Annotated in this window: 13 protein-coding genes; all 13 read right to left on the bottom strand. The window is 54.4% G+C overall.

Annotated elements, in window-relative coordinates:
* Positions 1-19 precede the first annotated feature (19 nt).
* Positions 20-1,345: an O-antigen ligase family protein gene (locus PSV26_RS01400; protein ID WP_300566754.1), complete on the bottom strand. Its 1,326-nt coding sequence runs from the start codon at positions 1,343-1,345 to the stop codon at positions 20-22.
* Positions 1,326-1,886 (bottom strand): sugar transferase, encoded by a 561-nt coding sequence (locus PSV26_RS01395; protein ID WP_300566751.1) that lies wholly within the window; start codon positions 1,884-1,886, stop codon positions 1,326-1,328. Before PSV26_RS01395 ends, PSV26_RS01400 begins: the two co-directional genes overlap by 20 nt.
* The gene (locus tag PSV26_RS01390) at positions 1,870-2,832 is read right to left on the bottom strand and encodes an SDR family oxidoreductase (RefSeq protein ID WP_300566749.1); all 963 of its coding nucleotides are present in this window, start codon (positions 2,830-2,832) and stop codon (positions 1,870-1,872) included. The genes PSV26_RS01395 and PSV26_RS01390 overlap by 17 nt, the downstream gene beginning before the upstream one ends.
* Complete coding sequence (locus PSV26_RS01385) at positions 2,820-4,043, bottom strand: glycosyltransferase family 4 protein (RefSeq protein ID WP_300567000.1); 1,224 nt, start codon at positions 4,041-4,043, stop codon at positions 2,820-2,822. Before PSV26_RS01385 ends, PSV26_RS01390 begins: the two co-directional genes overlap by 13 nt.
* Positions 4,044-4,110: 67 nt before the next feature.
* Entirely contained in the window at positions 4,111-4,857 is a 747-nt protein-coding gene (locus tag PSV26_RS01380; RefSeq protein ID WP_300566747.1) for a glycosyltransferase, read from the bottom strand.
* 31 nt (positions 4,858-4,888) lie between these two features.
* A complete protein-coding gene (locus PSV26_RS01375) occupies positions 4,889-6,109 on the bottom strand; it encodes an O-antigen ligase family protein (protein ID WP_300566744.1) in 1,221 nt (406 codons plus the stop codon).
* A 69-nt stretch (positions 6,110-6,178) separates the two neighbouring features.
* Positions 6,179-7,207 (bottom strand): glycosyltransferase family 2 protein, encoded by a 1,029-nt coding sequence (locus tag PSV26_RS01370; protein ID WP_300566741.1) that lies wholly within the window; start codon positions 7,205-7,207, stop codon positions 6,179-6,181.
* A gap of 1 nt (position 7,208) precedes the next feature.
* Positions 7,209-8,792, bottom strand: coding sequence for a CDP-glycerol glycerophosphotransferase family protein (locus PSV26_RS01365; RefSeq protein ID WP_300566738.1), 1,584 nt, complete (start codon positions 8,790-8,792; stop codon positions 7,209-7,211).
* Between the two features lie 94 nt (positions 8,793-8,886).
* Complete coding sequence (locus PSV26_RS01360) at positions 8,887-9,885, bottom strand: GDP-mannose 4,6-dehydratase (protein WP_300566735.1); 999 nt, start codon at positions 9,883-9,885, stop codon at positions 8,887-8,889.
* A gap of 74 nt (positions 9,886-9,959) precedes the next feature.
* Entirely contained in the window at positions 9,960-10,904 is a 945-nt protein-coding gene (locus PSV26_RS01355; RefSeq protein ID WP_300566732.1) for a methyltransferase domain-containing protein, read from the bottom strand.
* Between the two features lie 76 nt (positions 10,905-10,980).
* Positions 10,981-12,090, bottom strand: a complete 1,110-nt coding sequence (locus tag PSV26_RS01350; protein ID WP_300566729.1) for an FAD-dependent oxidoreductase — start codon at positions 12,088-12,090, stop codon at positions 10,981-10,983.
* A gap of 8 nt (positions 12,091-12,098) precedes the next feature.
* Positions 12,099-12,866, bottom strand: a complete 768-nt coding sequence (locus tag PSV26_RS01345; RefSeq protein WP_300566726.1) for an oxidoreductase — start codon at positions 12,864-12,866, stop codon at positions 12,099-12,101.
* A gap of 5 nt (positions 12,867-12,871) precedes the next feature.
* On the bottom strand, positions 12,872-13,819 hold the full coding sequence (locus tag PSV26_RS01340; protein WP_300566724.1) for a UDP-glucuronic acid decarboxylase family protein: 948 nt from the start codon (positions 13,817-13,819) through the stop codon (positions 12,872-12,874).
* Positions 13,820-13,845: the final 26 nt, after the last annotated feature.

The raw sequence follows: 13,845 nt of genomic DNA, 5'->3' as shown, positions 1-13,845 counted from the left end.
AAAGTTCGTTTCCCTGACTTCATATTTTTATCAACGGATCTTCATTTTTAAGGTGCTGCACAACCCCCTCCACTACGCTACCCCCTGATGCCTCACGACTATGAAAGCCATAAGCCAGCAGAACACCCAGCGATACACAGAAAAAATCACCAATGTATGCATCGTAAAGAGATGAATTAAACAAGCAAGACACGGCGAGAGCCAGCAATACCGACTGACCTGCACGGGCAATAGGTGGTTCCATCTTGCGCAAGTCAAGCAATACCGCCCCCCCGAATGCGAACAAGAGCAAGATCCCGCCTACACCCAGCTGCACACCCCACAACAGAAACTCCTGGTGAGGGTTGCCGTGTGATTGTGGCCCCAGGCTCTGATGAAGGGGATTTTTTTGTTGCTCGATTCTGTTGTACTCCGTGACCCAACTCCCGGCACCGGAACCCATCAGGGGGCGCTCGACAATCGCTTCGACAGAAGTTTTCCAAAAATTTAACCGCACCCCGGATGAGCTCTGTGGATCGAACTTGGCAGAGTGCGAAGATATCTCTGCCTTGACGGCGAAAAACCCTTGAGCCACCTTTTCAAAGCTGAAAAAAACCACCACCAGCATCAGCGGCGGCACCAACAAGGAAGCTAGTCGATACTTTCTGGGTAGCGCAAAAAAAAACGCTAGAGACAACACCGCTATCCCCACAAGATGTCCGGTGCGCCCAGTGAAAACAACAAACACACATCCCAATGCAACTACCGATACCAAGATGGCTACCCAACGAACAAAACGATTCGACGCAAGCGATCTCAGGTGCCAAAAAACGGCTGCCGCCACCGCACTCATGATGCCTTGGTCTAGATAGCTGGAAAAAACAGCATAGGCAGTTGTAGCCATGTTTGAAGTGGCCCATGGAACTGGCACATGGAAATATAACCCCCAGGAACCAAGCAACAAAGAAAATTGCGCTCCCAAAAAGAAGGCCAATGCATATGCAGCCTCGCGGCGGGACTGAACTAACACCAAAAGCGCAGGGATAAGCAGAAATTTGCCGTATTTTCCCACGGCACCGAGCGCGCTGTTCAAGGGCGCAGAAGTCCAAAGAAGACTAACTATAAAAACCAACGCAATGATCGTCGCCAGCAGCGGAGTCAGGGTCTCTTGCAAGGCTGCACGACTGGGGACAGCCCGATTGCCCCGTAACAACACGAGCGACAAGGTGATTACAAGCAAGACTTTGCTGATGCTGATGATGGCAACAGACAGTCCCACCGATGCGGCAACGAGACACACCAGCGTCACGCGAATTCCGGCATTTTTCAGCATCAACGTGTTGCTTTCAATGGGAAACGCCGTCACGACGCAGCACTTTCACAAAAGTGATCCACAAAATATGCAAGTCAAACCAGAATGATTGCCGTCGAACATATTCCGCATCCAGCTGGACTTTCTGGGGGATGGGCAATTCGTCACGGCCATTGACCTGTGCCCAGCCCGTCAGGCCGGGCAGAAGTTCATGCACACCATGCTGGGTCCGCAGAGCGATCAGGTCATGTTGACTGAAAAGCGCGGGGCGCGGGCCGACAAAACTCATGTCGCCCTTGATAATGCTCCACAGTTGCGGCAGTTCATCCAGGCTGGTTTTGCGCAACAGGCTGCCCACCGGGGTCAGGAATCTGTCCGGGTTATCCAGCAAATGGGTGGCCACCGCCGGTGTATCGAGTTTCATGGTGCGGAACTTGGGCATCCTGAAAATGACATTGCGGCGCCCCAAACGGTCAGACCAATAAAGCACCGGCCCGCCGGACGTGGCCCGGACCAGCAAGGCCACCAGCAGCAGGGGCAACAGCAGGCACAAGCCCGCCGCCAGCCCCAGCACAAGGTCAAACAGACGTTTCACGATCCCGCCTCCCCGCAACCGTTTGTTGAAGTGCGTACGCCACCGCTACCGGAGGCTCCCAATCCAGAACATCACGCGCCCTGGAAATATCAAGCTGCAGATTTCCGCAGAGGCGGCCGAGGGCGTCGCCTTTTCCAAGCAGCGCGGCGCCCGCCTGCAGCGCCCACAGCGGAACCCGCGGCATCCGCGCAGACATGCCGGCCGCCCTGGCCAGACCATGGACCAGCCCGGGGGTGGAAAGATCGTGCCCGTCGCTGACTAAAAAGGTCTCGTTGGCGGCCAGCGGATGGTCCGCACAGGTAAAAATAAAATCCACCAGGTTGTCAATTGCCACGAAGCTGCGGAGGTTTTGCACCGCGCCCAGGGGCAGAGGCCAGCCCTTCTGGATGGCGCCCAACAGCGCGGCAAAATTGGCTTTCACCCCCGATCCGTAAACAAGTGGAGGGCGGATGATCGCCACCTCCATCCCGGTGCGGGCCGCCAGTTCGCGCAAACCCTGCTCCGCCTCCATTTTTGACACGCCATAGGCGTCGGCCGGCGCTGGGGCATCACTTTCGGAAAACGGCTTTCCCGGCGCTGTGGACTCCCCGTTGACCTTGATGGAGCTGACAAAGACAAAGCGCCGCACACCCGCCGCGGCCGCCTGTCGCGCCAGGTTCAGTGTGCCGTCCACGTTGACGCGGCGAAAACTGCCCAAAGGATCAGCGGCAGACTCGCGCATCACATGGACCCTGGCGGCCAGGTGAACCAAGACATCACAATTCGCCAGGGCTGGCCCCCAGTCTGTCGCGCCATCGATATTCCCCACAGCAACATGGTCCATCCCCGGCGGCATGTCAGATGCCGCGCGGGTAACGGCGCGCACCTCACGCTTGCGAGCCACGGCCTCGGTGCACGCGGCACGACCGACAAATCCTGTGGCACCGGTGATTGTCAGGAAAGGCATGTGTCGACCATGTTTTTGCTGCGCAACAGCGCACCGTATTCCTGCGCAAGCTGCAAATTGACTTTCTCGGCATCGAACAGCGCCTGCGCCCGCCGCCTGGCGGCCTCGCCCATGCCGGTCCGCAAGGACTTGCTTTCCAGCATGCGATGGAGCGCAGTCGCGAGCGCCACGGAATTTTTGGGAGTCACCAGCAATCCCGTTTCCTCATGGACAACGGCGTCTGTCAGACCGTAAATAGCACTTCCGACCGTGGGTACCCCCATGGCGGCGGCTTCAATAACCACGGTTCCGAAGCCCTCCCGGTAGCTCGGCAGGCAAAGAACATCAGCAATGGCCATATAGCTTTCCGGACAATCCGTGTACCCGACGCCATGCACATCGTCAAGCCGCGTTAGGTCCTCATGCGAGAGGCTGCCGTCCACCCCGCTTTCTTCATCCGCAGGACCAACAAGAACCAGGTGGGCCTCGGGAAACACGGGCTTGAGTGCACCAAATGCCCGCAACAGCTCCCTGACACCTTTTTCCTGGCTGATGCGTCCTACAAACAGAAGCACGCAGGCGATCTCCGGAATCCCAAGCGAACGTTTCAGAGAGGCCCTGTCTGCCGGAGAGAACCGTGCGCGGTCGAAACGTTGCATATCAACGCCTGCCAGCGAACCGGCGCCGATGACAGCCAGCCGCCCTGCGCCAAGAATTTGCTGGTCGATCAAAAATTGGCGCTGGCTTGCACTGTCGGCATAACACCGTGTGTTGAGCCTGCCGACAAGCATGTCGCTCAGGCGTGCAAGCCGTCCCTTGACGCCACCCATGCCCACCCAGGGCTGCCCCGTGAAAGTATGCAGGCGAACCGGCACACCCGCCAGAAACGCGGCGATGGCCGTCAACAGGCCGGCCTTGGGCGTGGTCGAATGCGCGATCTGCGTGCGGTTTTTCCGGAAGAACAGAAACAGGCGCATTAGTGCCAGCACATCACGTCCCGGGGAAATGGCGCGCCGAATGTCGATGATTTCGCAACGGACGCCACCCATGTCCCTCAGTACCTCCATGCCGGCGCCGGCACTGGTGACCACGGTCACCAGCGCGCCAGATTGCCCAAGCATGGCGATCTGGTGCTTGAGCTGTGTCACAACAAAAAAGGGGACGGTCGATATCCGGGCAATACGTATGCCCGATAACGCCGACAAGTTCGCAGGAGGGAACGGAGACTGCATGTTGGTCAACTTCTTCTTTGAGCCATACCTGATCCCCTAGAGGTGCCCGCGTGCCTGAACGTCAATATCACCTGATCACGCCCGGTTGTTTCATCAGCCGTCTGAAGTAAACGCGGCCAATCTGAAGCGTGAGCGCCGCTACAAAGGCGACGCGGTCCAAAATTATGGGGACAATGCTCCTTCTCTGGAGCGTCGAAGCATTCCCTCCATGCCTGATGAAGTCCATTAAGGGCACAGGCAGGAAGCTGACCCTGTACCCGAAATATTGGGCCAGCACACCGATCCAGGCGTCGTGGAATATTCCGATATGCGGTGAGATCGGCAACACATCGCGCAGGATATCCCGCCTGAAAGCCATGCAACACCCGGTGAAAGTATTGCTGACGATGTTCTTGATAACGCCCGGTGAACTGCCAGCCATCTCAAAAAGAGAAGCGTGAAGAACCTGCCCGCCGCGCATCACCACCGCATCGTGAACGACCAGGTCCAGCTTGCCGGCTTCCAGCATTTTCACCACCGTGGCGACCTTTCCATCGTGCCAGCGATCATCCTGATCACTGAGAAAAACAATATCTCCACCGGCTTCCTGCAACGCGCGATTAAACGTCAGCGCGGCTCCCACGTTTATCGGATTGATGATTAGCTGGATGCGTGCATCTCTGAAATTCCCGATGATTTCCACCGTGTTATCGGCCGACTTGTCATCCACAACAATCAGCTGATCTGCGTCATTGAGCTGTTTGAGAATGGAAGATATCTGGGTCTCGACATGCGCCGCACCATTATAAGTAGCCATGCACACGGATATTTTCATGGGCTTCCTTCAACTGCAAAAGGAATCTCGGTCACACGCGATCCTGCAGGGGACGCGCATCGTTTTCCTGGGCCCTGCGGTCAGGCTTGTCTGCTTTACCGCTCAGGTAATAAAAGATGAAGAAATACACCAGAAAATCCCATGATTCGAAAAAGATGCCCGTGTCCGTCGACCACCGGATGATCACGGCGGAAAAAAGCACGAAAAACAGCTTGTTGTTTTTCCAGAATTTGAGCAGCGAAAGCCCGACCAGGGCAATGACCACCAACCCCATCAGTCCGGTCTGCGAGTGAAGGCTGATCCAGGAGTTGTGATAGTTGTACCCGAACTCCTCTCCTTGGGGCCATGGGTCCGTGAAGATGTTTGCCCCGAAAACAAGCCGGAAAAAATCCAGATTGTTCAGGTAATTGCCCCACATCACCAATCGCGGAGATTCTTCATCGGCGCTTCTTGCTGAATAGTTGTCAACCGCATTTCCGAGAAGGACATTGTCTTCAGACAGTGATCCCAGATTATCGAAAAACAGGTATGCAAAAAAGAACACCAATCCCAAGACCAAGATGTAGACGTAGCGACTACTGATCCGTCCCTGCAGAGTGATCAGCGCGAGTCCTCCCAGCAGAAAAACACTTGAAAGAATGCCAGAGCGTCCGATGGCCCAGATGCAGAGTAAGGCAGTGACCAGCGCTGGCTTTAGATCAATTTTCCCGCCGTCCACTCCAAGCACGATGTACAGAGAGATACAGGCCGCGAGCAGCATCATGGAAATCCCGTTGTAGCTGGTCGCTGTCAGCGCGTCCCTCGCATCGACGCCGGTGACAATCAGGGCAACAAAACAGAGGGCCAGGGTATAAAAAACAAAATACGCGCCTGCACGCGGCACGCAGCCCTTGACCAGGAGCAGCGCTATTCCCGCATTGGCAAGAATGAATAGGACAACATGACCCAGGCGGTCTGTCCTCGCCGACACAAGCAGGGATGAGACCAGAAACGAAAAAAGGAACAAACCAATAAATGAATATATTTTGAGATATTTTTTCTCGATGGTTTTGCTCGTCAGCACAAGGGCAACCAGACCCAGGGTCGACAGTAAAAATGACATCAACAGTTGGGCTGGCCACACGAAACGCGCCAGAGACAATGCCAGATAGAAGGAAAACAGCATGCCAAAAAGCAATTTGTTCGGTGTGCGGTCTACGGCATGCCCCTGCTTGGGGTGCGAGGCCGTGGGTGATTGCTGATCGAGACTCATGGTGTTACCACATAACAATAGGGCAGAGTGTTTCGGGCAGACGGCATGGCACTGGCCAATTCGCGAAGTTTATTTGGCCGCTGCAAGAAAACGCTTCCAGTTGAACTTGCTGTTTTCCAGATCAACGAGGGTCAACCGGGCATTGGGGCGCCTTCTGCCAAGAGAGGAGAAATACATGGAAAACAACAGGTTGAAAAACGTGGCCGAAATCCTGGCGATCGCGAAGGCGACCAAGCGCTGTGCAGTGGTCATGCGGCCTTTGAGGAATTTTTGATACTCACGTGCCGAGTACAAGCCCCTGGCGCGGTAAAGCATCAGCCTGGCCTTATTGCGCCACGGTTCCCGCTCGCAGACTTGCGCTTTGGCCGCATCGGCAATACCGGCAAAAGACCATACCAGTTCTGGCCATTTGAAGAGTGACACCTCAAACCCCTTGTCCGTCCACATGGCATTGCCGTATCTGATGGCAATCATCGGAGCGGCCAGAACGATGGCGCCCTCGGCGATGGGCTGCTGGAATATGACGCCCATGTGTACAAACAGGGTGCCGTAGTAGGACTTTTTGTCCCTGGCGTCCCACATGGAACGCCTGACAACCACACAACCAATGAACGAAAGAAAATTTCCTGTGTCCCGAAACAGCCGGTCGGCCTCATCTTTGGTGTAGGTGGTGTTTTCCGTCAGGTCAAGGCTGCCCGGCTTGAGGGTTTGCGTGAGATCGGAATTTTGAATCTCGGCATTCACAATCACCAGCCCCGGGCTGTTTTCCAAAACGCCTAAAACGGCGTCGATCGCTCCCGGCTTGATGATGTCGTCATCGGAGAAAAGCCAGCAATACTCGCCAGTTGCCAGTTCCACGGCGCGCGAGTAGTCCTGATCCACCCCACCCTTCTGCGCAAGGCGCGTATAACGCACGTTGGCATATCGTTGCCGGTAGGATAGGACGACCTCCTCGGTGTTGTCGGTGGATGCGCCATCCACAATGACAATTTCCACCTGCTCGGTAAGCTGGGAAACGATGCTGTCGAGTGTCTGTCCTATCAGCGCGCCGCGGTTTAAGGTCGCTATACAAATCGACAGCTTGATCATGGAATCCATCTTATTTTTCTGTTCCGGCCATTTCCAGGACCAGTTTTTCAATACGCGCAGAAGCCAGGCCATCGGGTTGGTGGGAAATCTCCTGGAGATATGCACTGCGCGCGCCACCCAGATCGGCTTTTTCCTTCAGCAGATTCCCGGTTTCCAGCTTCCTGAAGAGTGTCATTAGCTCCTCCCCTGATTGTGGCACCAGAACCGCACCGGAATCCCTGAATACGTCGCTGAAGGGCCAGCCGGGAAAAATGGGGCACACAGTCAGCTTGTCAGCGATCAGTGCATCGATCGTTGCCGTCGAGCCGAATGAAACAAAGGCATCGCAAACGGCAATCACCGCGCGAATATCCGATGTTTGCTCCGCGAACACCACATTTTGACAGTTCCCGCACAGTGCGCGGGTTTCATCGACGTTCTCATGTGGATGGGGTTTGACGATAAGCAGCAGCCCAGGCGAGCGGTCGGCCGCCCTGAATATCGCAAGCTTCATTTCCCGAAGAATGCCCGGGTCGGTGTAGTCACCATGAGCGCTGTCGGTGTAGGTAGAAGCCAGAACCACGATTTTACGGGTCCCTGTCTGGCCAAATGTGTCCCTAAAAGAGTCAAACACTGCCGCAGGCGGGTTTACCAGACTGTCGTGACGGGGCGAGCCCGTAACATGGATTTTTTCTTCAGCAACGCCATGTTTGCTCAGAAATCTCTTCGAACTGTCGCCCCATACGGCAACGCGGCTTGCGGCAAAAAAGCGCCACTCTATGGCCTCATCGCCGGTCAATCCGAATTGGACATCCAGACAAGGGATTCCCATCTGCCCACAAAGCAATGCATACACCCTCGCACGCGAGTCAGCCGTATCGGGTGACAGGACAATGGCCGGCCGATGCTTTTCCAGGATATGCCTTGCCAGCACGGCTTGCGGTGCCATCAGGGGAATGTACCCCTTGAACAGAAGATGGAACAACTGCGCCACTGCAGAGCTCAGGCTGGGATCCAGGCCCACTTGCAATCCGGCAAGCGCCCCGGAGCTTTTGAACCGCTTCTCCAGCTGGGCCAACGCGCGCTTGAGATGCCGAAGCCGGTCTTCCACATGCACATCCCAATGCTGGGACGTAGTCTGGTAGACGCGTACACCCGCCGAACCGGAACGCTTTCCGGATTGAGCAAGCTCCGCCAGCACCACGGCACTGAAAGCGTTGTGTGTGATAACACGCTCAACCACCGGCTCCAGTACATCACGGTACATGCGCTCGGTAAATCCAAGGCACAGCACGGTGTTACCTGCAGGCCAGCTTGAGCAGCCCTCGGCCGTCCGGCGCCTGCTCGCGGCCTTGATCCAGTGCTTCAGCCGGAGAAGGTAGGGCCGCAAGCCCTGTTTGGTTCTTGCCAGGGGACCGACTGACGCTACAGCGGTCGTCAAATGGCGATAAGCCAGTTCAGTGGCAAAAATTTCCCAAAAGGGCAGATCGTCGACAGTCAGGGCCTCAGAAAGTGTCTTCCCCCAGGGGAGCATGGTCGCGCCGAGACCTTTGATCAAGGAAGCGTACCCGGTCTGGGTTTCCGTAAATGTTGGCGGGGAGCCTTTGGAATTCATATCACAGTATTTTCGGTTCCTGCCGGCAGAAACAGAACACGCCCGTTCTGATCACTGACCATCGCAACACAGTCGTTTTTTAATGCGGAGACTTTTAATGCTGGGACGTATTTGTTGCCAGTGCCAGGTCATGGGCCACCATCTGGCAGACCATCTCCCGAAACGTTATCTGCGGTATCCAACCGAGTTGCCTGCGCGCCTTACCTGCATCGCCCACAAGCAACAAGGGCTCACTGGGGCGAAACAAGGCCGGATCCTCACGAACATAATCCCGGTAATCGAGATCCAGTTCTTCAAACGCAACGCTGCAAACGTCCCGCACAGAATGCGACGTCCCTGAAGCCAGCACATAATCGTCTGGCTGCGGTTGCTGCACCATCAACCACATCCCGCGTACATAGTCAGCCGCGTGACCCCAATCCCTGCGCGCATCCAGATTGCCAAGCGCCAGTTCCTGCGCCAGCCCGAGTTTGATATTGACCGCGGCGTGCGTGATCTTTCGAGTGATGAAAGAAAGGCCTCGCCGTGGACTCTCATGGTTGAAAAGAATTGCAGAGCTTGCGAACAGCCCATACCGTTGCCGATAAATGCGGATCATCGCATCTGCATACATCTTTGCGGCGCCATAAGGGCTGCGCGGGTTTAACGCGGTCAGTTCCGTTTGGGGACTTTCAGTTGCTTCGCCAAAAACTTCACGGCTCGACGCCTGGCAAAAGCGAATGGCCTTATCCACCCCGAGGATAGCCTCCAGTATTTTCACCACTGCAAGGCCGTTGACCTCTCCGATGCCTACCGGGTCGTCGTACATTCCGCCGCCAGTCGAATAAGCTGCGAAGTTGAACATTTTCGCCGGTCGATGCGCCTCCAGGATACCTCGAATGGCCGCCGGATCGGCAAGGTCCCAGTGCGCCAACTCGACGCCGCGCTCAAGCAAGTCCGGCAATTGCGATCTTGCACGGGAGAGGTCCCTGGCGACACCGACAACGCGATAGCCTTCCGAAAGCGCGAGTTCTGCCAAATACGAGCCGTCTTGGCCGGTTATTCCAGTAATACAGACCGTCTTCATCACCCACCACGGCACCAGCGCCAACAAATAAATACACCCATGGCCCGCCCGGACCATGGCCAGAAGGCAGCCAGAATAATGAATCTGGGGGAAAGGACTTGCTACGCCGTCTTGTGGGCCACCATGACCCGTTCAAATCCCTTGACGATACCGAGCTTGCACAAGAATCTGTCAATTCCCACAACCACCCTGGCAGCCGCGTAGCGAAATCCGTCCGAGCCGCTTATCCTCATGACCGGCGTACCGGCAAATGCATTGTGGCGCAAACTCAAAATGACTTCGAATTTGTTATTGAACACGTCTGCAATTTCATCCACCGCAGAATGTTTTGCCTCTTCCATGGGACTAAAAATCTCTTCCCGATATTTTCTTTTACCCGTCAGCAAATTAAAAACCGTGCCTATTTTTTGCGGGTAAGAAAGCGAGTACGTCGGCAAAATAAATTCGAAGAAATATTCCAGCCCCTGCTCCAGCCGGCCTCGCGGCATGTCATCCATGGTGGCCACAATGCCACCTGGCTTCAAGGCGTGAAAAACCCTGTCCATGAAGACAGGAACGTCAGGCATATGATGGAACGCCGACCATCCGGATACCGCGTCATACTTGTCCACGCCCAGATCCAGTTCGCTAACATCCTGCAGGTGATAAGTTACCGATCCAAATCCTTCCTTGTACGGATTTTCTTCAAGCATTTTTCTCGCAAGCGCAATGGCTTTTGGCGATATGTCGTAGGCATCGACATGGCATCCATTCCGGGCCAGTTCCAGCGCCAGCCAGCCTGATCCGCAACCTATATCGAGTACCCGCGAACCCGGTTTGTGCGATACCCATTTGATATATTGGTCACGGGCTCCGCCTTCGAGTATTTCCGTCATTTTGGGATCGATGAGGAATCTCTTTTCGCCACGCTGGGGAATGTACTTCGTGGCGCGGCGGATGTCCGCTTCCATCGCAATCTGCTCGGATTTTGACGTGCGTATATCGGCAATTTGGTCGAAAAAATCGGCTTCAGCCTTTTTCAATTGGTCAAGGTTGTCTTGTTGCATATATCCATTCCCCATCTAATTTACGTATCAATTTTGTCTTCAAAAAAAGCCCGCTTATTTCTCTCATGACCCGGTTTTACAAGGAAAACCGCTTTTTCAGCAGGCCCATGAGATCCTCAGCCACCCAAATGCTGTGATCAATCTTTCCTGCAAACACCGAGAAATAGCCATCATCATAATTCGTCACCATCGAAGGGCGGGCATCAGACGCATCTTTTTTTGCCAGGACCATTCTCGGGCCCTCGAGAAACCCCACAAGTTCCGCATTGCCAAGGGACGGCATGTACTCACTGCACATGCGCACCATCTTCCTGAAAAAAGCACTCTTGTCCATCCCGGAAAATGGCGCCGTTTCGGGCGAAAGCCACCTTGAATCCATAAGTCTGGCAACACTGCTGGCGACGACGCTTTGAGCAACGTTGTAAAGGAGGAAATTTTCGGATTTTCCATGCGGGAGAACCGTCATGAACGGGCCATCCATGATGGTTACTCCAACCCGCGGCATATCCATTTTGATGATCGGCACCGCAGTGTATTCATAGAGATTTTCGACCACCACATGACCGAGCCCTTCGGTCAAACGATTGATGTCGCCGTAGGATGCGTTGATCACAACATCGGCAAAAATGGTTGATTGGGCGAGGGTTTCCAGCCGATAACGCCCGCCCTGCCTGGAAAGTTTGGTGACTCTTTCTCCCAGAGACACCTCAACATGTTTTTGCCGGAGTTTCTGCTTCACCAGCTCACGCAATATGGCGCAGTCATAAACGACTTCTTCGCACAAAATGCCGGTATCCGCTCCGCGGATGGCGACAGAAAAACTCTTGGCATCGATTTTCTGGAAGGGGACACCGAGTTCTTCGCAAAATTGCAAATAGGAAGCCGGAGTAGTCAGCGATCCGCTGTTGGCTATGAAATAAGCATTCAGAAAATCACTTTGAATGCACTCTGCATAGTTCTGCCTGAAAGCATCAAACCCCCGTATGGATTGCCGCCCGGTTTCCAGATCACGGGGATAATGAAATCCCAAGTGCAGCCGGTTTTGATTGTTCATAGAAGCGCCGGACAAGACATCGGATCTCGCCTCCAGAACCTTGACGCTCAACCCGCATGCGCTTGCCTTGAGTGCAATTTCTGCGCCAAATATGCCACAGCCGATCACGGCCACATTGAAAACGTTAGTCATGAATAGCGCTATATGGAAAATCCGTCATCTACGACAAGATTTTGTCCGGTTAAATATTTTGAGGCATCTGACAACAGAAACAACAACACGCTGGAAATATCTTTACCCTCCAGCATTCCCTTTGAACTGCAAAACGCCCTGTAATTCCGAAGAAATGACTCCGGCTGCTGATCCAGCACGCCTCCCGGGCTCAGGCTATTCACCCGGACGTGATCGTTCTTGAAGTATTGCGCGAAATAGCGCGTCAAATGAATGACCGCTGACTTTATCGCCGCATACTCTACGGGCATGGTCATTTGGGTGTCGGAATATATCTCGAAGCGCGGTGCCATGACGCCATAAATGGAAGCCATATTAATGATATTTCCCTTCTGCTGGCTCCTGAAAAACAACCCGAACTGCTGTGCTACAAGAAAATAACCACCTAAATGAAGCGAGAGGTTCTGGCAGAAATCCTCATAGGTCACATTTTCCAGCTTGCGCCCATAGTGGGGATTGCGCGGATAGGCATTGTTCACCACGGCATCAATCCGGCCAAACCGTTCAAAGGCGGCGGATATAAGCGCGGCTACGGATGCCGTATCGGTTATATCCAGCTGCATGGCATACGCATGAGCCGCGTATTGCTCAGGCAGCTCGCTTACAAACTTTGCGGCAGCGGCCATATCGATGTCGGCTACAACTGCGATTCCTCCGTGCTGCACAATATCGCGTACAAAAACGCGCCCGAGCAGTCCGGCCCCACCGGTCACAACGACAACGGTTTCATCAAGCATCATTTCTAACCGACAATATTCTTGAAGTAGGCAATGGTTTTCTGCAAGCCTTCATCGAGTTCCACTTTCGGGGACCAGTCAAGTTTCGCCCGGGTCCTCGATATATCCGGCTGACGTTGCCTGGGGTCATCCTGAGGCAAGGGCAGAAAAACAAGCTTGGAAGTTGAACGTGTAAAGTGAAGCACTTTTTCAGCCAGTTCCAGCATAGTAAATTCACCGGGGTTTCCCAGATTCAGGGGTCCGGTGGTTTCTGCGGCTGAGTTCATCATTCGGATCAGACCGTCTACCAGATCATCCACGTAACAGAAACTACGTGTTTGCTGGCCACTACCGTAGATGGTGATGTCCTCGCCCCTCAGCGCCTGGACAATGAAGTTGCTGACCACCCTGCCATCATTGGGATGCATGCGCGGGCCATATGTGTTGAAAATACGCACTACCTTGATCGGGAGCTGATATTGACGGTAGTAATCAAAAAATAGGGTTTCGGCACAGCGCTTGCCCTCGTCATAACAACTTCTTATGCCGATGGGGTTGACCCGGCCCCAATAGTCCTCGGTTTGAGGGTGGACTTCAGGATCACCGTAGACCTCGGAGGTGGACGCCTGGAGAATACGGGCTTTGGTCCGCTTGGCAAGTCCAAGCATATTTATTGCTCCGATCACCGACGTTTTTGTAGTCTGTACGGGATCCATTTGATAATGGACAGGACTGGCCGGACATGCCAGGTTGTAGATTTGATCGACTTCGACATATAGCGGAAAAGTTATCTCGTGACGAACCGCCTCAAAGTATGGGTTACTGAGGAGGTGCGCTATATTTTCCTTGCTGCCTGTGAAATAGTTGTCGACACAAACGACATCATTCTCCTCCCGCAGCAGCCGCTCACACAAATGTGACCCAACAAAGCCGGCACCGCCAGTCACCAGAATCCGCTTTTTCATAATCACCATTCTTTATTTTTCAGATCTTTGGTGAG

Source organism: Polaromonas sp. (assembly GCF_029945685.1).
Taxonomy (GTDB): domain Bacteria; phylum Pseudomonadota; class Gammaproteobacteria; order Burkholderiales; family Burkholderiaceae_C; genus Polaromonas.
This window is presented reverse-complemented; position numbering and strand designations above follow the sequence as displayed.